This window comes from Maribacter halichondriae (genome assembly GCF_027474825.1).
GTDB lineage: Bacteria > Bacteroidota > Bacteroidia > Flavobacteriales > Flavobacteriaceae > Meishania > Meishania halichondriae.
Genome location: NZ_CP107030.1, coordinates 3945857 through 3972006, shown reverse-complemented (window position 1 = coordinate 3972006; position 26150 = coordinate 3945857). Strand labels below are relative to the sequence as shown.

General features: G+C 40.9%; 23 protein-coding genes and 6 pseudogenes. 11 read left to right on the top strand and 18 right to left on the bottom strand.

The window, feature by feature from the left end; all coding sequences use genetic code 11:
- Nucleotides 1–49: 49 nt before the first annotated feature.
- The 6 genes and pseudogenes from N8A86_RS18535 to N8A86_RS18510 form a co-directional block, all read right to left on the bottom strand.
- Nucleotides 50–982, bottom strand: coding sequence for a UDP-3-O-(3-hydroxymyristoyl)glucosamine N-acyltransferase (locus tag N8A86_RS18535; protein ID WP_273566722.1), 933 nt, complete (start codon nucleotides 980–982; stop codon nucleotides 50–52).
- Between the two features lie 63 nt (nucleotides 983–1045).
- Nucleotides 1046–1612, bottom strand: coding sequence for an elongation factor P (gene efp / locus N8A86_RS18530; RefSeq protein WP_273566721.1), 567 nt, complete (start codon nucleotides 1610–1612; stop codon nucleotides 1046–1048).
- Between the two features lie 67 nt (nucleotides 1613–1679).
- Nucleotides 1680–2464 (bottom strand): annotated as a pseudogene (lpxA, locus tag N8A86_RS18525) (acyl-ACP--UDP-N-acetylglucosamine O-acyltransferase).
- Nucleotides 2464–3869: pseudogene (locus tag N8A86_RS18520) on the bottom strand (bifunctional UDP-3-O-[3-hydroxymyristoyl] N-acetylglucosamine deacetylase/3-hydroxyacyl-ACP dehydratase). Before N8A86_RS18520 ends, lpxA begins: the two co-directional pseudogenes overlap by 1 nt.
- Nucleotides 3850–4887: a UDP-3-O-(3-hydroxymyristoyl)glucosamine N-acyltransferase gene (gene lpxD / locus N8A86_RS18515; protein WP_273566720.1), complete on the bottom strand. Its 1038-nt coding sequence runs from the start codon at nucleotides 4885–4887 to the stop codon at nucleotides 3850–3852. The pseudogene N8A86_RS18520 and the gene lpxD overlap by 20 nt, the downstream one beginning before the upstream one ends.
- 23 nt (nucleotides 4888–4910) lie before the next feature.
- Nucleotides 4911–6140 carry an HD domain-containing protein gene (locus N8A86_RS18510; protein WP_273566719.1) on the bottom strand — a complete coding sequence of 410 codons (1230 nt, stop codon included), beginning with the start codon at nucleotides 6138–6140 and terminating at the stop codon, nucleotides 4911–4913.
- Nucleotides 6141–6297: 157 nt separating this feature from the next.
- On the opposite strand from N8A86_RS18510, the pseudogene porX reads away from it, so the two are divergent.
- The 6 genes and pseudogenes from porX (at nucleotide 6298) to N8A86_RS18480 (ending at nucleotide 11313) form a co-directional block, all read left to right on the top strand.
- Nucleotides 6298–7841: pseudogene (gene porX, locus N8A86_RS18505) on the top strand (T9SS response regulator signal transducer PorX).
- A gap of 42 nt (nucleotides 7842–7883) precedes the next feature.
- The gene (gene tsaE / locus N8A86_RS18500; protein WP_273566718.1) at nucleotides 7884–8300 is read left to right on the top strand and encodes a tRNA (adenosine(37)-N6)-threonylcarbamoyltransferase complex ATPase subunit type 1 TsaE; all 417 of its coding nucleotides are present in this window, start codon (nucleotides 7884–7886) and stop codon (nucleotides 8298–8300) included.
- A 213-nt stretch (nucleotides 8301–8513) separates the two neighbouring features.
- Complete coding sequence (locus N8A86_RS18495; protein ID WP_273566717.1) at nucleotides 8514–8660, top strand: hypothetical protein; 147 nt, start codon at nucleotides 8514–8516, stop codon at nucleotides 8658–8660.
- Between the two features lie 101 nt (nucleotides 8661–8761).
- Nucleotides 8762–9409, top strand: coding sequence for a hypothetical protein (locus N8A86_RS18490; RefSeq protein WP_273566716.1), 648 nt, complete (start codon nucleotides 8762–8764; stop codon nucleotides 9407–9409).
- A gap of 264 nt (nucleotides 9410–9673) precedes the next feature.
- Nucleotides 9674–10872: pseudogene (locus tag N8A86_RS18485) on the top strand (alanine dehydrogenase).
- 57 nt (nucleotides 10873–10929) lie between these two features.
- Nucleotides 10930–11313, top strand: a complete 384-nt coding sequence (locus N8A86_RS18480) for a DUF4258 domain-containing protein (protein ID WP_273566715.1) — start codon at nucleotides 10930–10932, stop codon at nucleotides 11311–11313.
- A gap of 135 nt (nucleotides 11314–11448) precedes the next feature.
- Here N8A86_RS18480 and N8A86_RS18475 read toward each other — a convergent pair whose 3' ends face one another.
- A complete protein-coding gene (locus N8A86_RS18475; protein ID WP_273566714.1) occupies nucleotides 11449–12615 on the bottom strand; it encodes a proline dehydrogenase family protein in 1167 nt (388 codons plus the stop codon).
- A 127-nt stretch (nucleotides 12616–12742) separates the two neighbouring features.
- On the opposite strand from N8A86_RS18475, the gene aroB reads away from it, so the two are divergent.
- Both aroB and N8A86_RS18465 read left to right on the top strand, forming a co-directional pair.
- A complete protein-coding gene (gene aroB, locus N8A86_RS18470; protein ID WP_273566713.1) occupies nucleotides 12743–13807 on the top strand; it encodes a 3-dehydroquinate synthase in 1065 nt (354 codons plus the stop codon).
- A 160-nt stretch (nucleotides 13808–13967) separates the two neighbouring features.
- On the top strand, nucleotides 13968–14315 hold the full coding sequence (locus tag N8A86_RS18465; protein WP_273566712.1) for a hypothetical protein: 348 nt from the start codon (nucleotides 13968–13970) through the stop codon (nucleotides 14313–14315).
- A 2-nt stretch (nucleotides 14316–14317) separates the two neighbouring features.
- Here N8A86_RS18465 and N8A86_RS18460 read toward each other — a convergent pair whose 3' ends face one another.
- The 5 genes from N8A86_RS18460 to N8A86_RS18440 form a co-directional block, all read right to left on the bottom strand.
- Complete coding sequence (locus N8A86_RS18460) at nucleotides 14318–14833, bottom strand: DinB family protein (RefSeq protein ID WP_273566711.1); 516 nt, start codon at nucleotides 14831–14833, stop codon at nucleotides 14318–14320.
- Between the two features lie 76 nt (nucleotides 14834–14909).
- Complete coding sequence (locus tag N8A86_RS18455; RefSeq protein ID WP_273566710.1) at nucleotides 14910–15389, bottom strand: Lrp/AsnC family transcriptional regulator; 480 nt, start codon at nucleotides 15387–15389, stop codon at nucleotides 14910–14912.
- A gap of 112 nt (nucleotides 15390–15501) precedes the next feature.
- Complete coding sequence (locus N8A86_RS18450; protein ID WP_273566709.1) at nucleotides 15502–16026, bottom strand: M14 family metallopeptidase; 525 nt, start codon at nucleotides 16024–16026, stop codon at nucleotides 15502–15504.
- Nucleotides 16017–16322, bottom strand: coding sequence for a M14 family metallopeptidase (locus N8A86_RS18445; RefSeq protein ID WP_273566708.1), 306 nt, complete (start codon nucleotides 16320–16322; stop codon nucleotides 16017–16019). Before N8A86_RS18445 ends, N8A86_RS18450 begins: the two co-directional genes overlap by 10 nt.
- Before the next feature lie 72 nt (nucleotides 16323–16394).
- Nucleotides 16395–16610 (bottom strand): M14 family metallopeptidase, encoded by a 216-nt coding sequence (locus N8A86_RS18440; RefSeq protein ID WP_273566707.1) that lies wholly within the window; start codon nucleotides 16608–16610, stop codon nucleotides 16395–16397.
- 288 nt (nucleotides 16611–16898) lie between these two features.
- Here N8A86_RS18440 and N8A86_RS18435 point away from each other — a divergent pair, with 288 nt between their 5' ends.
- From N8A86_RS18435 to N8A86_RS18425, 3 genes and pseudogenes are all read left to right on the top strand, one after another.
- Nucleotides 16899–17282, top strand: a complete 384-nt coding sequence (locus tag N8A86_RS18435) for a helix-turn-helix transcriptional regulator (RefSeq protein ID WP_273566706.1) — start codon at nucleotides 16899–16901, stop codon at nucleotides 17280–17282.
- Between the two features lie 54 nt (nucleotides 17283–17336).
- Entirely contained in the window at nucleotides 17337–17720 is a 384-nt protein-coding gene (locus tag N8A86_RS18430; RefSeq protein WP_273566705.1) for a DNA topoisomerase IV, read from the top strand.
- Nucleotides 17721–17825: 105 nt separating this feature from the next.
- Nucleotides 17826–18637, top strand: a pseudogene (locus tag N8A86_RS18425) (TerC family protein).
- Nucleotides 18638–18679: 42 nt separating this feature from the next.
- Here N8A86_RS18425 and N8A86_RS22090 read toward each other — a convergent pair.
- The 6 genes and pseudogenes from N8A86_RS22090 to ychF all read right to left on the bottom strand — a co-directional run bounded on the left by N8A86_RS22090 (nucleotide 18680) and on the right by ychF (nucleotide 26040).
- Nucleotides 18680–18979, bottom strand: a complete 300-nt coding sequence (locus N8A86_RS22090) for a hypothetical protein (RefSeq protein WP_430682169.1) — start codon at nucleotides 18977–18979, stop codon at nucleotides 18680–18682.
- On the bottom strand, nucleotides 18976–19653 hold the full coding sequence (locus N8A86_RS18420; RefSeq protein ID WP_430682168.1) for a sterol desaturase family protein: 678 nt from the start codon (nucleotides 19651–19653) through the stop codon (nucleotides 18976–18978). Before N8A86_RS18420 ends, N8A86_RS22090 begins: the two co-directional genes overlap by 4 nt.
- 30 nt (nucleotides 19654–19683) lie before the next feature.
- Complete coding sequence (gene mscL, locus N8A86_RS18415; RefSeq protein WP_273566704.1) at nucleotides 19684–20115, bottom strand: large-conductance mechanosensitive channel protein MscL; 432 nt, start codon at nucleotides 20113–20115, stop codon at nucleotides 19684–19686.
- A 2-nt stretch (nucleotides 20116–20117) separates the two neighbouring features.
- A pseudogene (locus N8A86_RS18410) lies at nucleotides 20118–22828 on the bottom strand (DNA gyrase/topoisomerase IV subunit A).
- Between the two features lie 24 nt (nucleotides 22829–22852).
- Complete coding sequence (locus N8A86_RS18405) at nucleotides 22853–24715, bottom strand: DNA topoisomerase IV subunit B (RefSeq protein ID WP_273566703.1); 1863 nt, start codon at nucleotides 24713–24715, stop codon at nucleotides 22853–22855.
- Nucleotides 24716–24945: 230 nt separating this feature from the next.
- A complete protein-coding gene (gene ychF, locus N8A86_RS18400; protein WP_273566702.1) occupies nucleotides 24946–26040 on the bottom strand; it encodes a redox-regulated ATPase YchF in 1095 nt (364 codons plus the stop codon).
- Nucleotides 26041–26150 lie beyond the last annotated feature (110 nt).

Sequence of the window (26150 nt, the reverse complement as noted above, 5' to 3'; positions counted from 1 at the left end):
ATGCGCAAAAATATGGGATTGCAAAGGATTTCTAAAGAAATCGGTTTAATTATTCTTCAAGTTTTTTCAATATGGATGGAATCTTTTTTATGTAAGCCAATTGTTTTAGCTTTTCCCTTGACTCTTCTATCGGGGTCCCGAAATAACTTTTACCACCTGCGACGGATTTGGTAACTCCCGTCTGGCCCATAATCACCGCTTTCTTTCCTATGGTTATACCGCTATTTGTTCCCACTTGGCCCCAAAGGGTAACTTCGTCTTCTATGACTACACATCCGGCTATACCCGTTTGGGAGGCGATCAAACATTTTTCTCCGATCACGGTATCATGTCCTACATGTACTTGATTATCGAGTTTGGTGCCCTTTTTTATGGTTGTATCACCCGTAACGCCCTTGTCTATCGTACACAAAGCACCTATTTCAACATCATCTTCCAAAACGACCCTTCCGCCCGAAATCAGTTTATCAAAACCTTCAAGACGTTTTTTATAGTAAAACGCATCAGAACCCAAAACTGAACCTGAGTGGATCGTCACATTATTACCAATAATACAATTGTCGTATAGGGACACATTGGAATGTATGATACAATTATCTCCGATTACAACATTGTTTCCAACAAATGTATTTGGTTGAATTACAGTATTTTGTCCTATTATTGATGAAGTCGAAATCGAAACTTCGGATTTTTCAAAAGGTCTGAAATAAACCGTCAATTTATTAAAATCACGAAAAGGGTCATCGGATAATAGTAGGGCTTTTCCTTCTGGACAATCCACCTGTTTATTTATCAAAATTACGGTCGCCTTTGACTTTAGTGCCTTGTCATAATATTTGGGATGATCTACGAAGACAATTTCACCGGCCTGCACCACATGAATTTCGTTCATGCCCAAAACGGGAAAATCATCACTGCCCACATGTTCACAACCGATGATAGTCGCAACTTGCTTTAAGGTATGGGGAGTGCTAAATCTCATTTAAAATGTTCATGGAATAATGACCAAAATCCTAGATAAAAAACGAATTGGTTCTTCGAGACCTCAATCATTGACCCGTTCCATATAAGAACCGCTGGCCGTGTCAATCTTTACTTTATCACCTTCGTTGATAAATAAGGGCACTTTTACTTCTGCGCCTGTTTCAACCTTTGCGGGTTTAGTTGCATTCGTAGCGGTATTGCCTTTTACGCCGGGTTCGGTATAGGTTATTTCCAATACTACACTGGCGGGCATATCTACGGATAGTGGCATACTGTCTTCTGTATTGAATAGAATGGTCACTACTTCGCCTTCTTTTAAAAGTCCCGGTGCATCTAAAGCAGTTTCTTGAAGTGAAATTTGATTGTAATCATCGGTGTTCATAAAATGATAGGTCTCCCCTTCGGCATATAAAAACTGATACGAACGGGTTTCGACGCGCACATCCTCTATTTTATGTCCGGCGGAAAACGTATTATCGAGAACTTTACCATTGGACACACTTTTAAGTTTGGTTCTCACAAATGCTGGGCCTTTACCCGGTTTTACGTGCAAAAATTCAATGATTTTATAAATATCATTGTTGTATCTAATGCATAGTCCTTTTCTAATATCTGATGTTGATGCCATTTTTAGGTTTCAGGTTTAATGTTTCAAGTTAAGGTCAAAACTACTTTTCCGTACACTATAAAGAAAATCAATTATTACTAAAATATCCTTTCATGATACCGCGTTGCGAATCCCTTATGAATTGAAGAATCTCATCTCTCTCCGGCGTCGCTTCCATTTCGGCCTCAATGATTTGGGTTGCTTGGGTATTGTTATAATGTTTTTGGTACAAAATGCGATAGATGTTTTGAATTTCACGGATTTTCTCCGACTTATAACCGCGTCTTCTAAGCCCTACGGAATTTATACCGACATAAGACAAAGGTTCACGTGCTGCCTTAACATAAGGCGGAACATCTTTTCTAACCAGAGATCCCCCGTAACAAAGGCATGCTGACCAATGGATACAAATTGATGGACGGCAACGAGTCCCGCCAAAATTACATTGTCACCTATCGTAACATGGCCTGCCAAAGTAGAATTATTAGAAAAAATACAGTTGTTACCAACAATGCAATCATGGGCGACGTGACAGTATGCCATAATAAGACAATTCTTCCCGATTACGGTTTTGTTTCTATCGGACGTGCCTTTATGAATCGTCGCACATTCGCGAATCGTCGTGTTGTTTCCGATAGTGACCGTCGTTTCCTCGCCATTATATTTTAGGTCCTGCGGAGGGGCCGAAATTACAGCTCCGGGAAATATATTACAGTTTTTTCCGATTCGGGCCCCTTCCATAATGGTTACGTTGGAACCTATCCAAGTACCATCACCGATGGTCACATTATTATGGATGGTGGTAAACGGCTCGACTACAACATTTTTTGCAATTTTCGCCCCGGGATGGATATAAGCTAGCGGTTGGTTCATTAATCTCCTTTTACTTTTATTATCTGGGCCATTATTTCAGCCTCTGAAACCAGCTTATCGTTGGCATAGGCCTTAGCATGCATCTGGCAAATTCCTCTGCGAATCGGCGATATTAGATCTAATTTAAAGATCAACGTATCACCAGGAACAACTTGATGCTTATAACGTACGTTGTCGATTTTAAGCAAATAGGTGAGATAGTTATCCGGATCAGGAACCGTGCTCAAAACTAAAATACCGCCTGTCTGGGCCATAGCTTCCAACTGCAAAACCCCCGGCATCACAGGTGCCCCCGGAAAATGCCCCACAAAGAACGGTTCGTTCATCGTTACGTTCTTTAATCCAACAACATGCGTGTCCGACATTTCCAAAATTTTATCGACTAGCAAAAATGGTGGCCGATGTGGCAACATTGACATGATCTTGCCAATATCCATTAAAGGTGCTTTGTGCAAGTCATATTTTGGAACATTGTTCCGCATTTCGGTCTTTATAATCTTGGCCAATTTTTTGGCAAACTGTGTATTTACATAATGCCCGGGTTTGTTGGCGATAACTTTGCCACGAATTCTGGTGCCTGCCAAGGCCAAGTCTCCAATAACATCCAACAATTTATGCCTTGCCGCCTCATTCGGTTGATGCAAGGTCAGGTTATCCAAAATACCATTTGGCTTAACCGATAATTTCTTCTTCTTGAATGCCTTTTCCAATTTTTTCATGGTGGCTTCGGAAATTTCCTTATCCACATATACAATGGCGTTATTTAGGTCCCCACCTTTTATCAGACCATTTTCCAAAAGCATTTCCAATTCGTGGAGAAAACTAAAGGTACGGGCATCCGCGATTTCATTCTTGAAATCGGAAAGTATGTTCAAGGTAGCATTTTGGGTACCCAAAACTTTCGTGCCGAAGTCCACCATCGCGGTTACTTGATATGTTTCTGAAGGTATCACCGTAATCTCGCTTCCCGTGTCTTCATCTTTGTACGAAATCACTTCTTTAACAACGTATTCTTCACGAAATGCATCTTGCTCCACAATTCCTGCTTTCTCCAAGGCCTCCACAAAGAACTTAGATGAACCATCTAAAATAGGAGGTTCTGGCGAATCCAACTCGATAAGGACGTTATCGATTTCAAGACCGACCAAAGCGGCCAATACATGTTCGGAGGTCTGAATCTTGACCCCTCTTTTTCTAGATTGGTACCACGTTGTGTATTTACCACATAATTGGCGTCGGCTTCAATGATGGGTTCCCCCTCAAGGTCCACCCTTTTGAATGCATAGCCATGGTTAACCGGTGCCGGAACAAACTTTAAAGTAACGTTTTCACCTGTGTGAAGTCCTACTCCTGTTAAGGTCACTTCTGAGGCTATGGTGCGCTGTTTAGTCTTGGTTGTGTTCAAGGTCAATCTTTTTATCCAATTCGTTAATCCTATTTACGATCTTAGGCAAATTTTTGAAGTGTACATATGATTTGTTGTAATCGCCATAGTTGATTGCGGGCGATCCTTGTAGTATTTCGTCATCCTTAACATTTCTTCCGATACCCGATTGAGCCTGAATTCGAACATTGTCTCCTATCGTAATATGGCCTACAATTCCAACTTGTCCGCCAATCATGCAATGTTTTCCTATTTTACTAGAGCCCGCAACGCCTGTCTGTGCTGCGATAACAGTGTGTTCACCAATTTCTACATTATGTGCAATCTGAATCTGATTGTCAAGTTTTACGCCTTTTCGAAGAATAGTCGAACCCAGGGTCGCACGATCAATGGTAGTGCCCGCGCCTACATCTACGTCATCTTCCAAAATAACGTTACCTGTTTGGGGAATCTTATTGAACGTTCCATTTTTACTAGGTGAAAATCCGAAGCCATCAGCCCCGATAATGGCACCGCTATGGATGACGCAATTATTACCGATTATCGATTCGGAATATATTTTCGCCCCGGCAAATACCACTACATTATCTCCAATCGTCACGTTATCGCCAATATAAACATTGGGATATATTTTCACGTTATCCCCAATTTCAACGTTTTCTGCCAGATATGAGAATGCCCCAAGATAAAAATCCGACCCGTACTTTGCCGTATTCGATTTATAAACGGGATCTTCTATACCTGACTTGGCTTTTTTTGCTTGATCGTAGTATTCCAATAACTTTGAAAAAGACTCGTAGGGGTCATCCACCTTTATTAGGGTGGTCTGCAAATTTTGCTCAGGAACAAAATCTTTATTGACAATCGTAATTGAGGCCTTTGTTTTATAAATATAAGGGGTGTATTTTGGATTGGCCAAAAAGGTCAACGAGCCTATCTCGCCATCCTCGATTTTGGCGAGTTTATGAACGGCTACCTCAGGATTTCCTTCTACTTCACCTTCTAAAATACCCGCAATTTGACCTGCTGTGAACACCATGGGCACAAAAGTAAGAAAAATAGTTAAACAGATTCTTTGGGATAACACATATAATACTTGGTTACCGTTTTGGAAAGAGCCTTAAGATTCAGTTGGTCGGATGCTTTGGCAACATCGGTAAGTTTTCCGGTTTTGCGTAAAATATTAATGTTCTGGTTTTCTCGATTATAGGCCTGATTTTCAATGACTCCCGAAAAAACAAAATAGCTCGTTTCATCATCGGAAAGACCGTGGGCAATTTTGAATTTTTGAAAATGATTTTCAAACTTTTCAGTATCAATAGGCTTATTCTTTAGCTTAATGTTCAACAACCTTCTATTTAGGACCATCTGGCACAATTGTGAAAGGACAAAATCAGGATGATCCTGCCATTTTTTAATAGCGGCAAGCACATCAACATCATCAATTTTTGCAAAAGTTCTTAACACATCGACACCAAAGTTCTGAAGTCCAATATCTTGCCGAATGAAGAAAAGAAGGTTTTCCGAACATTCTAATGGCTTTTTCTCTGATAGTAACATCTTGGCCCTTTTCAAAATACGTATCAATAGCTGTTCGGCGACCAATCCTGTTTTATGTAAATAAACCTGCCAATACATAAACCTTCGCGCCATCAAGAATTTTTCTACGGAATAAATTCCCTTTTCTTCGACCACTAGATTTCCTTCTGCAACATTTAACATGGTAATCAATCGCTCCGCATTAATATTACCTTCTGCCACCCCGGTATAAAAACTATCGCGTTTGAGATAGTCGAGTCTATCCATATCCAATTGACTCGAAACAAGCTGGTTCAGAAATTTTTTGTGGTATTTGCTTTCGAAGATTTCAATGGCAAGCGTTAAACTTCCGTTAAAGCTACGGTTCAGTTCTTGCATGAAAAGCAGGGAAATCTGCTCATGTGAAATACCGTGAACCAAGCTGTGCTCCATGGCATGGGAAAATGGGCCATGCCCAATATCATGCAACAAAATAGCACATAAAAGCCCTTCTTCTTCAGCCTCAGCAATCGTAATGCCCTTAAAACGAAGTATTTGTATAGCTTGCTGCATCAGATGCATGCTGCCAAGGGCATGATGAAACCGGGTATGATGTGCCCCCGGATAGACCAAATACGAAAGTCCCATTTGCGAAATACGGCGAAGTCTTTGAAAGTAAGGATGGGCGATCAAGTCAAAAATAAGCGCATTGGGTATTCTAATAAATCCGTAAATTGGATCATTGAAAATTTTAAGCTTTTTAGAGGTTGTCAAAATGCGGATACTTTGTCTTTATACTTTGGTAAAGATAAACAATGTACGAGCAACAAGGGGAGAAGAACAGCATTTTGAAAGTTATTTGGCGACTGTGTATTTATATATTCCTACCTATTGACCCAATAACGTTTAACCTAATAACAATAGATAATAAATGAACAAAATAACTATTCTTTGGGTCGACGATGAAATTGATTTGCTTAAGCCGCACATCTTATTTCTCGAAGGGAAAAACTATGAAGTTATCACTTGCAAAAGTGGCCAAGAGGCTCTAGAAGAACTAGTCGATACCCGGGTCGACATTGTATTTCTAGATGAAAATATGCCTGGTATTTCGGGATTGGAAACTTTAAATGAGATAAAAATTATCGACTCTTCCATTCCCGTGGTCATGATTACCAAGAGTGAGGAAGAGTTTATCATGGAAGAGGCCATTGGTTCTAAAATTGCAGATTATTTGATAAAACCGGTCAATCCGAATCAAATACTTTTATCCCTTAAGAAAAACTTGGATCATTCGAGACTGGTCTCCGAGAAAACCACCGCAAATTATCAACAGGAATTCAGAAAAATTGCCATGGATCTTTCGATGGTAAATACCATTGATGAATGGACGGAGCTCTATAAAAAATTAATTTATTGGGAACTACAACTAGAAGAAATCGAGGACGGCAGCATGTTCGAAATTTTGGAATCCCAAAAGGTCGAGGCTAATATTCAATTTGGGAAATTCGTGGACAACAACTATACCGATTGGTTCAACTCCCATGACGGCCCCGTGATGTCACATACACTCTTCAAGGAGTGGATACTACCGAAATAAAAGATACTCCTACCCTGCTGGTCGTTATCGATAATTTAAGATATGATCAATGGTATGCCTTTGAGGACACGGTAGGTTCCTTTTTTAAAAAGACCAAAGAAAAGTCGTATTTCAGTATTCTTCCTACAGCGACGCAATATGCCAGGAATGCTATTTTTTCAGGGCTGACACCTTTGGATATGGAAAAGAAATACCCTGATTGGTGGAAGAACGATACCGATGAGGGTGGAAAGAATCTGTTCGAGGACAAGTTTCTGGGCGAGCAAATTAAGCGCCTTGGGCTCGACATCAAGTGGGAATACCATAAAATTAGCAGCCTCAAACAGGGGAAGCACCTATCGCAAAACTTTCGATCTCAAAAAGACAATGACTTGACCGCCATCGTCTACAACTTTGTGGACATGCTCTCGCATTCGAAAACCGAAATGGACGTTATCAAAGAATTGGCCTCCAACGATAAATCATATCGCTCTCTGACCCAAAGCTGGTTCAAGAACTCTCCTTTGTTAGAAATCATACAACAGGCGCAGGCTATGGGAATGAAATTGATCATTACAACGGATCACGGCACCATTAATGTCAAACATCCATCTAAAGTAATCGGCGATAAAGAGACGAGCCTCAATTTAAGGTACAAAACGGGCCGAAGTCTTAGTTATGAAGAAAAGGATGTTTTAGAAGCTCGGGATCCCCGTAGCATACATCTACCCAGTATTAATATGAGCAGCTCTTTTATTTTTGCCAAGAACGATTTGTTTTTTGCATACCCCAATAACTATAACCACTATGTAAGTTATTACCGTAACACCTATCAACATGGTGGCGTTTCTTTGGAAGAGATGATTATTCCGTTTGTTGTGTTGGAGCCCAGATAATATCTTTGATGCATCGATTTAGTGAATGAAATCCACAATGCTATGCCAATCCAATACAACCAGACCGAGATAGCTATTGCCGTAAAGCAATTACTGGAAAAAAGTACTACAAAAATCTTATGTTTCTATGGCCAAATGGGCGCCGGAAAAACTACGTTGATAAAGACAATGGTTCAAGAACTGGGCGGGCAAGGTTCCGCCAACAGTCCTACCTTTGGTATCGTAAACGAATATCATTTTGAAGATGGTTCGCTGCTCGGGTATCATTTTGATTTTTATCGACTGAACGATGAGACCGAAGCTTTGGATTTCGGACTCGAAGATTATCTCGCCCAAGATTGTTGGATCTTTATGGAATGGCCCGAAAAAATAGAATCGTTTCTTCCCGAAAAACGAACGGATATCCAAATCAAGATTTTGGACCCCCAAACGCGCCAGATCGAACTTCACAATATTTAGCATTCAAATCGCTTGAACCTTTTCTTCAATCACTATAATTCGGTTTTGTAGGTTTACCTTTAGTGTCATAAGATTAAAAAGTAAGAAATCGGATTAAGTGTATATTTTTTTGGATAAAATGTTCAATTTTAACGTTGAAATGCATTTTTAAATCTTTTTTATTCTTACTTTCGTAACACATTTTGTAAGAAATCTAACTAAAAACCCCAAAAAATGAACACTAGAAAAATCTTATTCGCGATTATGGCGAGCGCTACCCTACTTGCGGCCTCATGTCAACCCAATACTTCTGAAGAAGATTTATATGAAAATGGTATAGATAAGAAAGAAGCAGACAAAGACCCAAGAAGGAGCAGTTAAACAGCATTTAACTTTCTTTTTAAAGATAAAAAAGGCACTTACATCGAAAGTGTCTTTTTTATTGCAATAATTTCTTTGCGTTCTTAGTTAGCTATTTAGTTATGGCGGACAACAGAAAAATAAAAAAGAAGTTAATTATTGAAGGGCTGTTAGCTTTCCTAATCGCAATGACACCGCTCTTGTTTTATTCGTATAAATATGTCCCTTTAACCGCGGATACAGAATGGAGTTTTTTAGGAATTACTTTTACCGAAAATGGATACAAGGATGTTTCCACTGCTTTCTACTATTACGTCGGTAAACTCATTCCCTTAATTCTTTTAATTGTCTGGTTCATCACCTGTAAAAGGTGGTGGTATCATGCCATTCTGATACCCATTGCGATGTATGCATTTCAGTTCTATAGCGTCTTTAGCGAGGATGTTGAGAAAATCGATGAGAATGAAATACAATATCTTTTAATTGTATGTATGGTAATCATACCTATTATCTATATAATTAGGATAAAATTGGTCGATAGGTACGTACACGGTATTGATATTGAAGCTATGGAAGCTGAGCTGAAATCTCTTCGAAAAAAACAAGAAAATAATAATTCCGAAAAAGAGCTACATAAAGATGGCCCTATAAATCTAAACGGCCTACCCTTTACCGAAAAATTAAACTACCTATTTTCAACAGGAAATCTCGAAAATCAGTTCCGGCATTTTCAGCACACCCTTCAAAACTGGTTCCACCTAAAGTTTTAGTTTCCCTAAGAGACTGTTTTGACAACTTACCCCAAGTATAACTTCCATAAATTATTGTAAATTTGATGTCGAAGTGATTTAAACATTTTCCATTTGCTAAAAAATTAGTCTTTTGCACCCATTTTTTGTCTTTTTCTCGCTACGTAGCCCTGCTATGCATCTCAAAAAAGGCTTCAAATGGTTACAAAATCCTTAATTTTCGCTTAAATACAAAATGTTTAAATCACTTCGTTATCCCGTTTGTGGGAATTGACACATCTTTTTATGGATCAACCGAGTTCGCCCTTTAGCAAACAACAATTGCTGCCCCAAGAAGAAACCCTTGAAGTACTAAAACAAAAAGGAGAGCTTTTTATTGGTATCCCCAAAGAAAAGCAATATCAAGAGAAACGGATCTGCCTGACACCCGATGCCGTAAATGCCATTACATCAAACGGGCATCGTGTACTGATAGAATCCGGCGCAGGGGAAGGCGCCCATTTTTCGGATGTGGATTATACCGAAGCCGGAGCCGAAATCACCAACGATACCAAAAAAGTCTTTGGTTGCCCCCTACTCTTAAAAGTAGAACCCCCGACCCTTGCGGAAATCGAATTGATCAATCCGCAGACCACGATTATCTCAGCACTTCAGATCAAGACCCAGTCTAAGGCCTATTTCGAGGCCATGGCGAAAAAGCGTATTACCGCGATAGCTTTTGAATATATTCGTGATGAGGACGGTAAATATCCCGCTGTAAGATCGTTAAGCGAAATTGCCGGGATTTCCTCCGTACTTATCGCCTCCGAAATCATGTCGAAGACCAACAATGGCAACGGCCTTATGTTCGGTAACATTAGCGGGGTGCCTCCTGTAGAAGTTGTCATCATTGGCGCGGGCACGGTTGGGGAATTTGCGGCACGCTCGGCCATAGGTCTAGGTGGCAATGTCAAGATATTCGACAATTCGATTACCAAACTCCGGAATATTCAATCGAATTTGAGACAAACGGTTTATACGTCTACCATTCAACCCAAGAACTTATTGAAGGCATTGAAACGCTGCGATGTAGCCATTGGGGCGACAAGGGGAAAGATCGTGCGCCTGTGGTCGTTTCAAGTACCATGGTCGAGCATATGAAAAAGGGAGCCGTTATCATCGATGTCAGCATTGATACCGGTGGCTGTTTTGAAACAAGTGAGATTACCACACATGCCAAACCGACCCGCGAAAAATTCGGGGTCATTCATTATGCCGTTCCGAACATTCCTTCACGATATCCGAAAACAGCATCCATATCGATAAGTAACATTTTTACGCCCTATCTACTAAAACTTGGCGAAGACGGGGGCCTCGAAAATTCATTGCGTTTCGACAAGGGCCTGCGAAATGGCCTTTATTTGTATCACGGTATTTTGACCAACAAATCGGTCGGCGAATGGTTCGACCTTCAGTACAGTGATATCAATTTTCTGATATTCTAATGACGGTTTTATTATTCTTCAATTACACAATCATTACATTTACTCGTAACTTTGCGCATGGCCTTTTTAAAACGTTTGGGATTTTATCTATTCGGACTTTCCATCGGTATTGTTTTCCTTGCCTTCTTCCTGAAAAAGAAATCGGATGAAACCGGCGTCTCGTTCTGTTATTTTCCCAATTGTAGAACTTTGAAGGACATACGTTCAAAACCTTTGCAATATTCCTATGAAATAGATAGGATGATTCAAGAGAAAAAGATTGACTCCGTGGATATTGCTTATTTTCTAAATGAGGGAGATGTAGATTTTGGTAGCAGCGACACAAAATCCACGGACTGTAAGACTTACTATATTGAAGGGGAATTAAAGAACAAAGAAGCAGTTTTGGAGGTTGAAAATTGCCAAGAAAAAGCGGTAATCGCCAATTTAGTTTTTGAATAGCAGTTGACTCATAGACAACTTCAACACTTAGGCCGTGCTTCGACCCCGCTCGGCATGACATCCATCAAGAGACAACCCTTTAACATAAACCAAACTTTTCACTGCCCACTGCTACTGACTACGGCAAACTGCCCACTAAATCTTCCTTCGTTTTCGCTCCTTTTTGAGCAAGGAAAGCTCACGACTGGTCTGCCCGGCTACCGAAGTATTTTCTTCCGCCCTTCGTATTAGATAGGGCATCACATCGCGCACGGGTCCAAAAGGTAAATATTTGGCTACGTTGTAGCCCTTGGCCGCAAGGTTAAAAGAAATATGATCGCTCATTCCGAACAACTGTCCAAACCAGATACGTGGGTCTTCGTTCGAAATACCGTAGTCTTTCATCAACTTCATCAAGGAATAGCAACTGCTCTCATTATGGGTTCCGTTGAAAAGCGAAATAATGTCAAGATGTTCTACCATATAAGCCACCGCAGTGTCGAAATTCTCGTCCGTTTCTTTTTTGGTTGCACAGATCGGGGTTCGATATCCCTTTTCTTCGGCACGTTCGTTTTCTTTTTCCATATAGGCGCCCCGCACTACTTTGATCCCGATCTTGAAACCATCTTCCTTGGCGCGTTGATGTAACTTTTTGAGGTAGTCAAGACGGTCCCAACGGTACATCTGTAGGGTATTGAAAACGACGGCTTTGTTCTTGTTATATTTCCGCATCATATCTTCGACCAGTTGATCGGCAGCATCTTGCATCCAGCTTTCTTCAGCATCGATAAGCAGCGATACATCAAGGTCATGTGCCTTTTTACAGGTCTTATCGAATCGGGCCACTACCCTATTCCACTCCAATTGTCCCGAAGAGGTCAGTTTTATACCCGCTCCGATTTTCTTGAATAATTCAAAACGGCCATACCCTGTGGGTTTAAATACTGCAAAAGGTATCGCCTCTTTTTCCTTGACGAAATCAAGTACTTTTAAAATCATGTTCAGGGCATCGTCCAAAGGATCTTCACTATCCTTGCCTTCAACGGAATAATCGAGTACGGAGCAAACGCCTTTTTCCCACATTTTGTCTACCACGGGCATGCAGTCCATTTCATTGACACCACCACAAAAATGATCGAAAACGGTAGCCCGTATCAAACCTTCTACGGGAAGATGCGCTTTGATGGCAAAATTCGTAACCGCCGTGCCCATGCGTACCAAAGGCTCATTTGCAATCATTTTGAAAAGAAAGTAGGCCCGTTCCAATTCGGAGTCCGTTTTCAAGGCAAATGCCGTTGCGGTATTCTCAAAAATTTGATCCATTTTTATTGAATAATTATAGATTCAAATATAAAGACGTTAATTGTATTCCTTTAAGAAAAAATAACCTTTATTTTGTATTCAAACCTTTGGTGTCTTCTGTCTTGGTGGAAGCTAAAAACGATTTTTAATGCAATCTATTCGCAATACTTCATACGCTGTTCATTTCAACCAATCGGCGACCGATGCACTTAATGCGCATCTATCTCAAACCGCGTATTCCAAGATTTTCGTTCTTGTCGATGAGAATACAAAAAGACATTGTCTACCCATTTTTTTAGGATCTATTGATTCCAAGAAGTCCATTGAAGTAATCGAAATTCTATCAGGAGAAGCACATAAAAATATTGAGACATGTCTAGCGGTATGGAATGCATTATCCGACCAAAATGCTGACCGCAAAAGTCTTTTGGTCAATTTGGGCGGCGGCGTTATTACCGACTTGGGCGGATTCGTAGCCTCGACCTTTAAAAGAGGCATCGATTTCATCAATACACCGACTACACTTTTGTCTATGGTGGACGCTTCGGTCGGCGGGAAGACCGGTGTAGATCTCGGACCTTTGAAAAACCAGATCGGCGTAATCAACCAACCGGTAATGGTCATGGTGCTACCCGATTATTTAAAGACACTTGGTCAGAGGCAGCTTCAAAGCGGATTTGCCGAAATGCTCAAACATGGCCTCATACAGGATGCAGCGTACTGGGAAGCATTAAAAAAAGTGAATGACTTTAGCAACCTGGGCACTTTGATCTACGATTCCGTCCAAATAAAAAACAAGGTCGTATTGCAAGACCCTACGGAACAAGGCCTTAGAAAAATTTTGAATTTCGGACATACCCTAGGGCATGCCATAGAATCTTATTTCTTGGAAAGTGAAGCACACCCTACTCTTTTGCACGGTGAAGCCATAGCTGTTGGGATGATACTCGAAGCCTACCTTTCACATAAACTTACGGGACTTACGTCTGCAGCCTTGACGGATATTTCAGAAGTCTTTGCGAGTCGCTACGGAAAAGTGGACTTTGAACAAATGGACATCCCGAAAATACTATCCCTTCTAAAGTTTGATAAGAAAAACTCCCACGGGAATATCAATTTTGTACTTCTGGAAGCTATCGGGAATCCTCAAATAGATATTCAAGTTCCTGAGAATCTGTTCGAAGAAGCTTTTGCTTACTACGCCGAATTCTAGTTTCATATACTAAAAAGCCCATTTGACAACTCTTTGCGAAAACTGATCTAAAAAATGTATAGATTGGGTATCAGTTAACGTTCTGTACCTAGAACATTTATTAGAGTATCCCAAATGAACCATGAACCAACTCGACCGAAATCGAGAAAAATAACCTACTATGCTACGTAAAATTGTGGATTACAAAAAGCTTGACCATGAACTGGCCGCTTTATTGATCGAAACCTACCCCGATGGATATGGCGACGACGATATCATTGCCTTTAAAAATTTGCAAGGTGAGATCGTCGAAGCCGTTGAGCTAAGGACGAACGATATCGTTTACCTAGTAAAAATCAGTAAAAGTCTTGCCAATTTTATTTCCAACTTTGAGGATAATATAGAAAAAGAGCTTGAAATTGAAGATGAAGTTAAAACCGACCCCATATTGGAAGAAGTCGACTCCAATGGCATGGAGTACGATATGAGCAGTGAGTCTGATCTCGAAGAGGAGTTAGACCTTGATTGAACTCATAGATAACGCTCACGAATAATGTTGCGGTGGTGTCTTTGATGCCCGCAGATCACAAAACCCAATGCGGCCACACTCCAGTTCAATTGGCTTGCGATTCCCGTACTCTCCAGACTTTTACGATCTAGATTGGCGAACAACGCAATGGTAGATTTTCGAACAATCTTGTACTCTTCGATAATGTTCTCTTTTGAATACCTTTTTACATTAAGTCCTGAAATAAAAACATCTTGATCAAAACCAGGCAACGGGGTTTTGTCCCCTCTACAAAAGCGTAAGGCCCTATATTGAAAGATACGCTCTGTATCGATGATGTGCAGTAATACTTCTGCCACTGTCCATTTACCTTCCGCATAGGCATAATCCATTTTTGAATCGGGAATACTTTCGATGAACTTTGGAAAATTGCTTACTTGTCTTTGTAGTTTATCCATCAATTCACAATCTCCCAATACATCGATATACGTTTTGTAATACGGAAAAGGCTCGGCAATCTGAAGTTCTGATGTTCTCATATATTTTTATTACATGATTTCAATAAAAAATCCCAACCATACCATATGATCGGGATTTTGTTTCATTCATTTCTTATTATATCTCATTGAAAATCGTATGCATCAAACGCTTTTTATCATTAAAGCTTTCTTCCAACGAAATCATGGTCTCGGTTCGGCTGACCCCTTCGATATCATCGATCTTAAAAATAATATTTTTGGCATGATTCGTATCCCGGGCCCTAATCTTACAAAAGATATTGAACTTGCCCGTAGTGATGTGGGCAATCGTAACATTGGGTATCTGGTTGAGACGTTCCAAAACGAATTTGGTCTGGTGTGTCTTTTCTAAAAATATTCCAACGTACGCAATGAAGGCATACCCTAGCTTTATGTAATCGAGTGTAAGCGATGAACCTTGAATAATTCCGGCATCTTCCATCTTTTTTACCCGAACATGAACCGTACCCGCAGAAATCAAAAGTTTCTTTGCAATATCTGTAAACGGAGTACGTGTATTATCGATCAACAAGTCCAAAATCTGGTGATCGATTTCATCCAGTTTAACTTTACCCATAATCAAATTATTTTTGGCAAAAATAACTAATTATGAAATTAAATTCAGTAAAAGGATGATTTTTTTAACGAAACTGCAATGATTCGCTAATTTTGGAACAATAAATTCAGAATCAACGATTTACTAGGTCCCAGAAAGATTGGTTTTTAAGGTCCTCTAAACTTCTAGGGTTCTTGCAGTCATATTCTTCGTGTCCGAAATGGGAATCAAGATTAGCGATTTTTTCAATTTCGGGTTGAAATCGAATTGTTTTTTCTTGTAATATTTCTTTGTATAATATCCCGATGGAATCATCTGATTTGAGGTTAGCATTTATAACGTGGACATTCCGCACAATAACATCATAAAACAATTTTTTATTTTCAGGAATCTCAGTATATAGACCGGGTTCAAACTCGTGGAGCATGTTATTGGCCAAGGTTTTCAATGCCGTAAGCAATGCGGCAAGGATGAATTTTCGGGTTTCTTCCCTTTGATAATCACCAGGATAATGGCCCGCTTCAAAAAGTACCGTAGGCGTTTCGAGCATTTGAAAAGTATCTCCGACACAATTGGGATTAAAGGCATCATCGTAACGCCCGACATGACCAGGAATCTCTTGTTGAAGTACCTTATTCATATAATAAATCAACGCCATACTTTTTTTCGTGAAACCGATATACTTCTTTCGATGTCGAACGCAGGGGATAAAAATGAAACCGTAGCCGGTTTGTTCGTATCGCCGACATTATAAATCGTACGCTGATCGTGAAGATTAAAGCAGTACTCCGGTCGGAATTCTTCGAACACTTGCCTCAATATTCGACTTTCAGGCTGGGTTCGTTCTTGCGCATCTCTATTTAGATCTACGTTATTGGCATTGACACGGGTATAAACCTCCGCTCCATCAGGATTCAGCATTGGCAAAATAACCAAACTACATTGCTCTAGCATTTGTTGGGACTCGGATTTTCAGCTTTGAAATAGTTGAGAAAATCCAGAACGGCCTTTGTAGTCGTTGATTCATTACCGTGCATTTGCGACCATATCAGAATCTTTTTTAGGACCAGTACCTAATTTAATCGCTTGTATGGTTCTGCCTTGAACGGATTTGCCCACATCTTGGATGTCAAAATCAGCCTCTATCTTGGTCAAATAATCGGCTATCTGCCTATGAGTTACGTAACGCCCTGAGACGGATTTTTCTTGAACAGATAGATATTCGGTCGCGGATAAAGTCATGCATTACATTTAGAAAGAACAAAAATACAATCTATTAAAATTACATTTGTAAATGATATAATTTACTATTGTAAACAAAAATAATTTTAATTTGACCGTGAGTGTACACATTTGTAATCTATAGGGTTTAAAATTTATAATCGATAATTTTAAAAGGTATAAATTATTTAAAATCAGTATTTTAATACCTTTTACTTAAATAAAAAAGGTGGATAAAAATGATACTTTTCAATGATTTTTAGTAATTAATCTGCTTCCTTTACCTATTTTTGAATATTAAGTTTTACAATGGTAAACACTTCGGATTTTATAAAGCGACTGGAACGATTGTTCGATTATTATGGACTTTCGGCCGCGGCCTTCGCCGATAAAATTCAAGTGCAGCGTTCCTCCATTTCCCATTTGCTTTCCGGAAGAAACAAACCTAGTTTGGAATTTGTGCTTAAAGTGATAAAGACCTTTCCCGAAGTAAATCTATATTGGCTTTTGAACGGAAAAGGTTTCTTCCCTGCCGATGTAAGTGAAAAATTGTCTTCCTCTCCTATTTCGGATAAAGATACCGGTCAAAAAAAAGCTATTCCCGTGAAAGGCAAGGGTCTAAAATCTATCGAAAAAATAATAGTTTTTTATTCAGACGGTAGTTTTAAGTCTTATACTGAAGATAATTGTTAAGAATTCAGAAAAACGGTTCTAAGATCTCCGTGAATTTCCTTATTTTGTACTCTTATGCGAAATTTAATCAGTATCCTTTTGTTGTCACTGTTTCTATCTGCCTGCTATCAACCCCAAAGGGACTGCGCCGACTTTAAAAATGGTGAGTTTACCTTCACCTCCGAAATTAATGGGCAAGAGAAAACCACCACCTTTGTGAGAAATGATGAAATTGAAATCGATTATTTCGAGCAAAAGTCGGATACATCATCCATACGCTGGATCAATGATTGCGAATACATTGTCAAGAAGATCAACCCAAAAAATGCGGCTGAAGAAAAATCAATTCATATCAAGATATTGTCCACCACCGATAATTCTTATACATTTGAGTACAACATTGTCGGGGGCACGCAAAAATCGAAGGGAACTGCCGTTAGAGTGAGCAGTGAGCAGTGAGCAGTGAGCAGTGAGCAGTGAGCTAAAAAAGTACTTTTTATGTCGCAAAAACTCATAAACTATAAACTCTTTTTACAAGACATAAACCTATAAACCCACCAAATTATGTTTGAAATCTTCGCAAGTCCAGATGCCTGGGTCGCCCTACTGACATTGACATTTCTTGAAATAGTACTTGGCATTGACAATATTGTGTTCATATCCATTGTAGCCAACAAGTTGCCAAACAACCAACGGCAAAGGGCCACCAACATTGGACTGTTGTTGGCCATGGTACAACGTATCATCCTCTTGTTTGCCGTTTCTTTTTTGATAGGGCTCAAAAATGCTTTTTATTATATCGACACTTCTTGGCTTACCACCGGCATAAGTGGCCAAGCCTTGATTCTTTTCTTCGGGGGGCTATTTCTACTCTACAAAAGCACATCTGAAATACATGAAAAAGTTGAATTGCCTGAGCATGACAAAGATGAATTGGACGCAAAAAAATTACCAGCTTTTCCAAAGCAATCGTTCAAATAGTGATTATCGACTTTATATTTTCCATAGATTCCATTCTTACCGCGGTCGGTATGACCAATGGTATCGGAAACGACCCGATGGACGCCTTGATTTTGATGATTATCGCCGTGGTGATATCCATAATTATTATGATGGTCTTTGCCAATCCCATACGGGTGTTCATTAACAAGCACCCTTCTATGCAGCTTTTAGCCCTCTCATTTCTAATTCTTATCGGTTTTATGCTAATTGCCGAGGCGGCCCATCTAAGCCATACCAAAATCTTTGGTCAAGAAATCGGTGCCATTCCCAAAGGGTATCTCTATTTTGCCATAGCCTTTTCGCTTTTGATAGAATTTTTGAACATGAAATTGCGAAAAAAGGTGGATGTACAGGAAGATCAAAAAGCTTCTTAAAAGGGCTATATAGGGGGGTATGGTCGACGCGGAGCTAATCTCTTAGTTCGGCCGCTCAAAAACCAATTCAGGGTTCATTCTTTTCTGCTCCTCGAACAGACGTTGCTGCTGTTTTACCGTCATGGTGCTTCCATCATGGCTCCACCCCGGAGGGCCGAAAATATACATGAACTTATCGTATAGTTTGGGAGACTTTTTTACATCCTTCCAGATATCCTTGTATTCATGGGTCAAAATCTCTATGGGATTATAGTTTTTTGGTGGGTGGATTACGCCGTACTTCACATCGACATCATCATCCAACTCCTTCCAAGTACCAAAAATCTTATCAAAAATGTTCAAAAACCCCCGTGGTTTTTGTCGAGATATTCTACATTCTGCGCATGATGTACCTGGTGCATGGTATGGGTATTGAATACTTTTTCAATGATTCCCATTTTGGGAACATAGACCGAATGCAACTGAAACTGCCACAAGGCTTCTATGCCTAAACAGACCATCACCACTTCAGGTGGAAATCCTACCGCCGGTAGCCACATATAAAACAAGGGCTTGTATAGGATTGTAAACCATCCATTACGAACCGCGGTGCCCAAATTAAAGTTATCTGAGGAATGGTGAACGATATGTGCGGCCCACAAAACCCGTATCTCGTGATTGGCCCTATGGAACCAATAATAGGTAAAATCATCGGCCAATTGGCAGAGTAAAAATACCCACCAAGCATAACCGAATGACTTGTGTCCAAAGAGATTGGTACGTACCCCATCAACTTCAGGATTAAAAAACTCAAAAGTTGCCGTAAAAAGAACAATGGCGAAAACCACCTTGAACAGTGGACCGATAATGGCCGAACCTACACCCATGGCTCCACTGGCGAACAAATCTTTCCATTCGTACAAATGGTCGTCGCCATGGGTCTTACTATAAGTAAGTTCCAATAGAATAAAAGCAATAAAACAAGGTACTCCGTAAACCAGGGGTTGGTAAAATCCATTCGGCAATATTTTTTTCAAAGATAGGCTATTTGAACTTTTAGGGAATTCTTATTTTTTTAAGTCGCGCAAAAGTTCGTTCTGTTCCTTCATTAATTTTTCCATATTCGATAAAAGCTCAATGTTCTTTGGGGTGGTCACTTCGGTATCTTCGGGGTTCTCGGCCTTGTCACGAAACCGATTGATGCCTTTCAAAACCAAGAAAATGGTTAGGGCGATGATTCCGAAGTCGATTAGTGCCTCGACGAGTTCTCCGTAGCCCATGGCCACTTCCTCGGCGGTATCACTCGCATCTCTCAGTACTAATTTTCGATTGGCAAGATTGACCCCATCGGTCAAAAGCGATAACGGGGGCATGACAACTTTCTTGACAATCGTATTGACGACGTTATTAAAGGCCGTACCGATAATGATACCAATGGCCATATCGATCATATTGCCTTTAATGGCAAAGTTCTTGAACTCTTGTATAAAATTTTTCATGTCTAAAATAATGTTATCTGCCCGTCGCCTTCAGCTTCCTTATCGTCATTTGCTTGTGGCGATTTTGTGTCTTTTTTAGGATTTGTCTCCTCAATAGAGGAAGGAACATTCTCTTCGTCCACAACTTCGATATCTTCAGGTGCCCGAGGTTCAGGAACCTCATACGGTAAGGGTTCCATTACATTGATTTCCAGCACCTTATCTTTGGTCAATTGATTGCCCATGGCCGTAATGCCTTTGATCGAGATAAAATCCTCCAAATCGATGGTCACATTCTCTTTTCGATCTTGACCGCGTTTCTTGGCATATACCAATTCGGCCTGCGGACGATAATCCGTAAAGATGGCCTCTAGATACGATTTTGGATGTTCGGTTATAATCGCTTCTTCCTTATCCGCATTTTCGATGAGAAAGCGTTTTACGTAAAATAGTTCTTTTTCTCCTTCCCAATAAATAGCGGTCAGAGGCTTGTTCGGCACCCACTTTTCCAAAACGATCATATCGTCATCGAACCGAAGGGTTAAATCGGGAATGACGGTTTTCACAATACCTTTTGGTTTACGATCAACAGTCGGTCTTCTTTGGTGAACTCGCCCAACAGTTCGCCTCGTTCATCGATGTTCAAACGCTGTACCGTATCGTCGAACCATAATTTTCTAGGCTTTAAAGTTGACAGTCCTTTTTCTTTGAGTTCAATACGTTTTACGGAGTATTTGGTAACGATATTTCCTTTTGAGGCCCTACCCTTAATCAATACATCGGCAAAATCGATGTCCCATTTTAGCTTTTTGATACTTCCGACCTGTCGGAGGTTGATCGTCACCACCTCGGCCTCTCCATTGGGGTTCGCCGAAAAATAGAGGACATCCGTCCCCGCTTTTCCGGTACCAAGGTCATACAACTTATCACGTGTAATGCTCGTAACGGCGAAGCGCTTCACATAAGACGGACCTCCTTTACCATCCTTATAGACCATATTATAAATGGTGCGTTTGTCCTTCTTTTTAAAGACCGCCACATGAATGATGTTCTTTCCAACAAAGGTCTTTGCATCTACCTTCGTGACCATCATTTGCCCATCTTTGGTAAAAACGATGATATCGTCGATATCGCTGCAGTCGGTCACATATTCGTCACGTCGTAATGCGGTGCCTACAAAACCTTCTTCCCTGTTTACATATAGTTTGGTATTACGGATGACCACCTTTGTGGCCTCGATATCGTCGAACATGCGAATCTCCGACTTACGCTCCCTACCCTTGCCATACTTTTCCTTCAGGCTTTTGAAATAGTCAATGGCGTATTCGATAAGGTTGGCAAGATGATGTTTCACCTCTGCAATTTTCTGCTCTAGATTATCGAGATTCTGTTGGGCCTTATCCAAATCGAATTTCGAAATGCGCTTGATTCGAATTTCCGTCAGGCGGACAATATCTTCTTCGGTTACCGCGCGTTTCAGGTGCTTGGTAAATGGCTTTAAACCTTTATCAATGGCCGAAATCACGCCTTCCCAAGTTTCCTCATCCTCGATATCACGGTAAATACGGTTTTCAATAAATATTCGCTCAAGGCTAGCGGCGTGCCATTGCTCTTCAAGTTCCCCCAGTTGAATCTCTAATTCTTGCTTTAAGAGATCGACCGTGGCATCGGTAGAGCGCCTCAGCATTTCGGTCACGCCAATGAACAGCGGTTTGTTGTCCTCGATGATACAGGCCAATGGCGAAATGGAGGATTCGCAGGCCGTAAAGGCATACAGGGCATCAATGGTTTTATCAGGAGAAATACCCGAGGGCAAATGGACCAAAATCTCGACTTCTGCAGCCGTATTATCTTCTATTTTTTTGATTTTTATCTTCCCTTTGTCATTCGCCTTTAGAATGGAATCTATTAAAGAAGAGGTATTGGTTCCATAAGGTATTTCATTGATTACCAATGTATTTTTATCTTGCTGCGATATACGGGCACGAACACGAATCTTTCCGCCTCTTAACCCATCATTGTAATTATCGACATCAATGATACCACCTGTGGGGAAATCAGGAAATAATTTAAAACGTTGCCCCTTCAAATGTTTGATGGAGGCATCGATAAGCTCAATAAAGTTATGAGGAAGTACTTTTGTGGATAATCCAACCGCAATACCTTCAGCGCCCTGTCCCAAAAGCAAGGGAAACTTCACCGGAAGGTTGACCGGCTCCTTCTTACGGCCGTCATATGATTGTTGCCATTCCGTAATCTTCGGGCTGAATACGACCTCCAACGCGAATTTTGAAAGACGGGCCTCGATATATCGCGAGGCAGCCGCCCCATCACCGGTCAAAATGTTGCCCCAGTTACCTTGGGTGTCTATCAAAAGCTCTTTCTGCCCGATCTGTACCATGGCATCGCCGATACTGGCATCGCCATGGGGGTGGTACTGCATGGTATGGCCCACCACATTGGCCACTTTGTTGTATCGGCCATCATCCAATTCCTTGAGGGCATGCATGATTCGACGTTGCACTGGCTTGAATCCATCCTCGATAGCAGGTACGGCACGTTCAAGGATTACGTATGACGCATAATCCAAAAACCAATCCTTATACATACCCGAAACTCGGGTCAGGGCATCGTCTTGCACGGCCTCTCCGTCAGTACTTTCATTTTGTTCCCCAGCCTCATCATCAGGTAAGCTTTCCTCTCCGGGCAGTTCTAGTTCATCATTCTCTTCCATTCAGAAGTATTCGTGTTTGTTGGTTTATAAGTTATCCTCATCAACGAGGTCCACTTCTACTTTAAGGTTTTCGATAATAAATCTTTGTCGATCCGGCGTGTTTTTTCCCATATAGAAACTCAATAGTTCCTCGATGGACATGGCCTTGTCCAGCATCACGGGTTCCAAGCGGATATCGTCACCGATAAAATGTTGAAATTCATCGGGTGATATTTCGCCCAATCCCTTAAAACGGGTTATTTCGGGTTTTCCGCTCAATTTCCGTATGGCGTTGCGCCGTTCTTCGTCACTATAACAATATATGGTTTCCTTTTTATTTCGCACCCTGAACAGGGGCGTTTGGAGGATGTACAGATGGTTTTCCTTGATCAATTCAGGAAAGAATTGCAAGAAGAACGTAATCAATAACAATCGAATGTGCATACCATCGACATCCGCATCCGTAGCGATTACAATGTTATTGTACCGAAGGTCCTCCATCGATTCTTCGATATTGAGCGCCGCTTGCAACAGATTGAATTCTTCGTTCTCGTAAACGATTTTTTTCGACATTCCATAGGAATTCAAGGGCTTCCCACGTAAACTGAAAACGGCTTGGGTATTGACATCACGGGATTTGGTGATGGAACCCGAAGCAGAGTCACCCTCGGTAATAAATAGGGTACTGTCCAGACGGTTGTCCTTTTTCATATCTCCCAAATGCACACGGCAATCACGAAGTTTCTTATTGTGGACACTCGATTTCTTTGCACGGTCACGGGCCAATTTTCGAATGCCCGAAAGTTCTTTTCGCTCCTTCTCGGCCATCATGATCTTTCGCTGCAGCTTTTCGGCGGTTTCAGGATTCTTGTGCAAATAATTATCCAAATACTTTCCAACAAAATCGTTGATATAGGTACGTACCGTCGGAAAGTCCCCACCCATATCAGTAGAGCCTAATTTGGTCTTGGTCTGGCTTTCAAAAACAGGCTCCATTACCTTAATGGAAATGGCCGAAATAATCGATTTTCGAATATCGGAAGCCTCATAATTTTTTCCATAGAAATCACGTATGGTTTTTACCAAAGCCTCTCGGAAAGCAGATTGGTGGGTACCGCCTTGCGTCGTATGCTGTCCGTTGACGAAAGAATGATATTCCTCGCTATACTGGGTCTTACTATGGGTGATAGCGACTTCGATATCATCGCCTTTCAAGTGGATAACAGGGTACAACATGTCATCCATATTGTTGTTATCTTCCAACAGGTCTTTCAATCCGTTTTCGGAATGGAATTTCTCCCCATTAAAAACAATCGTCAACCCCGGATTCAGATATACGTAATTCTTGAGCATACGCTCAATGTACTCGTTACGGTACTTGTATTTTTTGAAAATGGCCTCATCAGGCGTGAAGGAAACTTTGGTGCCCTTGCGTTTTGAGCTTTCTACCGGCCCCTCTTCTGAAACCAAGTCTCCCTGGCTGAATTGTGCTGTCTTGATTTGATTGTCACGGGTCGATTGCACCTCGAAAAAACTGGAAAGTGCGTTGACCGCTTTGGTACCGACACCATTCAGTCCCACGGACTTTTTAAAGGCCCGACTATCATATTTACCACCAGTATTCATTTTGGAAACTACGTCGACGACTTTTCCCAAAGGGATGCCACGCCCGTAATCACGAACCTTCACGACATTATCCTTAATGCTGATTTCAATCGTTTTGCCAGCACCCATGACGAACTCATCGATACAGTTGTCGATGGTTTCTTTTAATAGGATGTAGATACCGTCATCGGCCGAAGAGCCGTCACCGAGCTTACCAATATACATACCTGGCCGCAATCGGATGTGTTCTTTCCAATCAAGCGAACGGATATTATCTTCGGTATACTGGTTCTTTTCGGACATAGTATCGATGTTTTTACCTAAGTGGTGTTAAAGATAGCACGGTTCATAAAAAGATAAAACCCCTATCCATTAAAGTAATTAACAATGGAAATGGGGGTTTTGTTGATAGAAAGCCCATTAGCAGGGCAAATTCCAATAAAAATCAAATTCCAAATTCCAATGGTAAGCTTTCGGTTTGCACTATTTTGGGATTTGGAATTTGGTTTTTGGAATTTACAAGCGCAGCGAGTCTATACGTTAAAGCGAAAATGCATCACATCACCATCCTTCACAATATACTCCTTGCCTTCGACCCGCATTTTACCTGCTTCTTTAACTTTCGCCTCACTGCCATATTTTACGTAATCATCATAGGCAATAACCTCCGCACGGATAAAGCCTTTTTCGAAATCGGTATGAATTACGCCTGCTGCTTGTGGCGCAGTCGCTCCTATTGGAATCGTCCATGCCCTGACCTCTTTAACGCCTGCGGTAAAATAGGTTTCAAGATTCAATAATTTGTAGGCCCCGCGGATGAGTTTGGCGGAACCCGGTTCGGTCAATCCCAGATCTTCGAGGAACATTTGGCGTTCCTCATAAGTTTCCAATTCGGTAATATCAGCTTCCGTGCCTACGGCCAGTACAACAACTTCAGCATTTTCATTGGCAACAGCAGCTTTTACTTTTTCGACGTAATTGTTTCCTGAGGCGGCAGACTCTTCGTCCACATTACAAACATACATCACGGGTTTGTCTGTAATAAATTGCAAGGGATTTATGAATTCAATGCGTTCATCTTTAGTGAGTTCTATAGCCCGTACTGAAGTTCCGCTTTCTAATCCATTTTTTACTTTTAAAAGTGCAGCTTCCTCTTTTTGGGCTTCCTTGTTTCCGGTTTTGGCAGCGCGTTTTACCTTTTCCAGTTTTTTCTCGACCGTTTCCAAATCTTTCAATTGGAGCTCCATATCGATGGTCTCCTTATCACGTATGGGGTCTACCGAACCATCGACATGCACGATATTATCGTTGTCGAAACATCGCAAAACATGAAGAATTGCATCCGTTTCACGGATGTTTCCCAAAAACTGGTTGCCAAGACCCTCGCCTTTACTTGCACCTTTAACCAAGCCAGCAATATCGACAATCTCAACGGTCGCTGGAATCACCCGCTCAGGATTCACCAGTTCTTCCAATTTCTGCAACCTCGAATCGGGAACGTTCACGACACCGATATTAGGCTCAATAGTACAAAACGGAAAATTCGCACTTTGAGCCTTGGCGTTCGATAGGCAATTAAAAAGAGTAGACTTACCTACGTTAGGCAATCCGACGATACCTGCTTTCATAAATGAATATTTTTTTCATTCCCGCGAAGGCGGGAATCTCTTACCGTTTGTCAAAAGGTTTTTGATAAAGCCCTGACGCTAGACTTTTTAATTCGGCTGCAAAGATAGTT

What these genes read in the sequence shown, in the direction of transcription:
- tsaE (WP_273566718.1), top strand. Translation starts at nt 7,884, where the DNA reads ATGCCAATCCAATACAACCAGACCGAGATAGCTATTGCCGTAAAGCAA.
- efp (WP_273566721.1), bottom strand. Translation starts at nt 1,612, where the DNA reads ATGGCATCAACATCAGATATTAGAAAAGGACTATGCATTAGATACAAC.
- N8A86_RS18535 (WP_273566722.1), bottom strand. Translation starts at nt 982, where the DNA reads ATGAGATTTAGCACTCCCCATACCTTAAAGCAAGTTGCGACTATCATC.
- N8A86_RS18475 (WP_273566714.1), bottom strand. Translation starts at nt 12,615, where the DNA reads ATGGATCAAATTTTTGAGAATACCGCAACGGCATTTGCCTTGAAAACG.
- N8A86_RS18465 (WP_273566712.1), top strand. Translation starts at nt 13,968, where the DNA reads ATGCTACGTAAAATTGTGGATTACAAAAAGCTTGACCATGAACTGGCC.
- ychF (WP_273566702.1), bottom strand. Translation starts at nt 26,040, where the DNA reads ATGAAAGCAGGTATCGTCGGATTGCCTAACGTAGGTAAGTCTACTCTT.
- aroB (WP_273566713.1), top strand. Translation starts at nt 12,743, where the DNA reads ATGCAATCTATTCGCAATACTTCATACGCTGTTCATTTCAACCAATCG.
- mscL (WP_273566704.1), bottom strand. Translation starts at nt 20,115, where the DNA reads ATGAAAAATTTTATACAAGAGTTCAAGAACTTTGCCATTAAAGGCAAT.
- N8A86_RS18455 (WP_273566710.1), bottom strand. Translation starts at nt 15,389, where the DNA reads ATGGGTAAAGTTAAACTGGATGAAATCGATCACCAGATTTTGGACTTG.
- N8A86_RS18440 (WP_273566707.1), bottom strand. Translation starts at nt 16,610, where the DNA reads ATGACTTTATCCGCGACCGAATATCTATCTGTTCAAGAAAAATCCGTC.
- N8A86_RS18445 (WP_273566708.1), bottom strand. Translation starts at nt 16,322, where the DNA reads ATGCTAGAGCAATGTAGTTTGGTTATTTTGCCAATGCTGAATCCTGAT.
- N8A86_RS18435 (WP_273566706.1), top strand. Translation starts at nt 16,899, where the DNA reads ATGGTAAACACTTCGGATTTTATAAAGCGACTGGAACGATTGTTCGAT.
- lpxD (WP_273566720.1), bottom strand. Translation starts at nt 4,887, where the DNA reads ATGGTGTTCACAGCAGGTCAAATTGCGGGTATTTTAGAAGGTGAAGTA.
- N8A86_RS18490 (WP_273566716.1), top strand. Translation starts at nt 8,762, where the DNA reads ATGGCGGACAACAGAAAAATAAAAAAGAAGTTAATTATTGAAGGGCTG.
- N8A86_RS18480 (WP_273566715.1), top strand. Translation starts at nt 10,930, where the DNA reads ATGGCCTTTTTAAAACGTTTGGGATTTTATCTATTCGGACTTTCCATC.
- N8A86_RS18450 (WP_273566709.1), bottom strand. Translation starts at nt 16,026, where the DNA reads ATGGCGTTGATTTATTATATGAATAAGGTACTTCAACAAGAGATTCCT.
- N8A86_RS18405 (WP_273566703.1), bottom strand. Translation starts at nt 24,715, where the DNA reads ATGTCCGAAAAGAACCAGTATACCGAAGATAATATCCGTTCGCTTGAT.
- N8A86_RS18495 (WP_273566717.1), top strand. Translation starts at nt 8,514, where the DNA reads ATGAACACTAGAAAAATCTTATTCGCGATTATGGCGAGCGCTACCCTA.
- N8A86_RS18460 (WP_273566711.1), bottom strand. Translation starts at nt 14,833, where the DNA reads ATGAGAACATCAGAACTTCAGATTGCCGAGCCTTTTCCGTATTACAAA.
- N8A86_RS18430 (WP_273566705.1), top strand. Translation starts at nt 17,337, where the DNA reads ATGCGAAATTTAATCAGTATCCTTTTGTTGTCACTGTTTCTATCTGCC.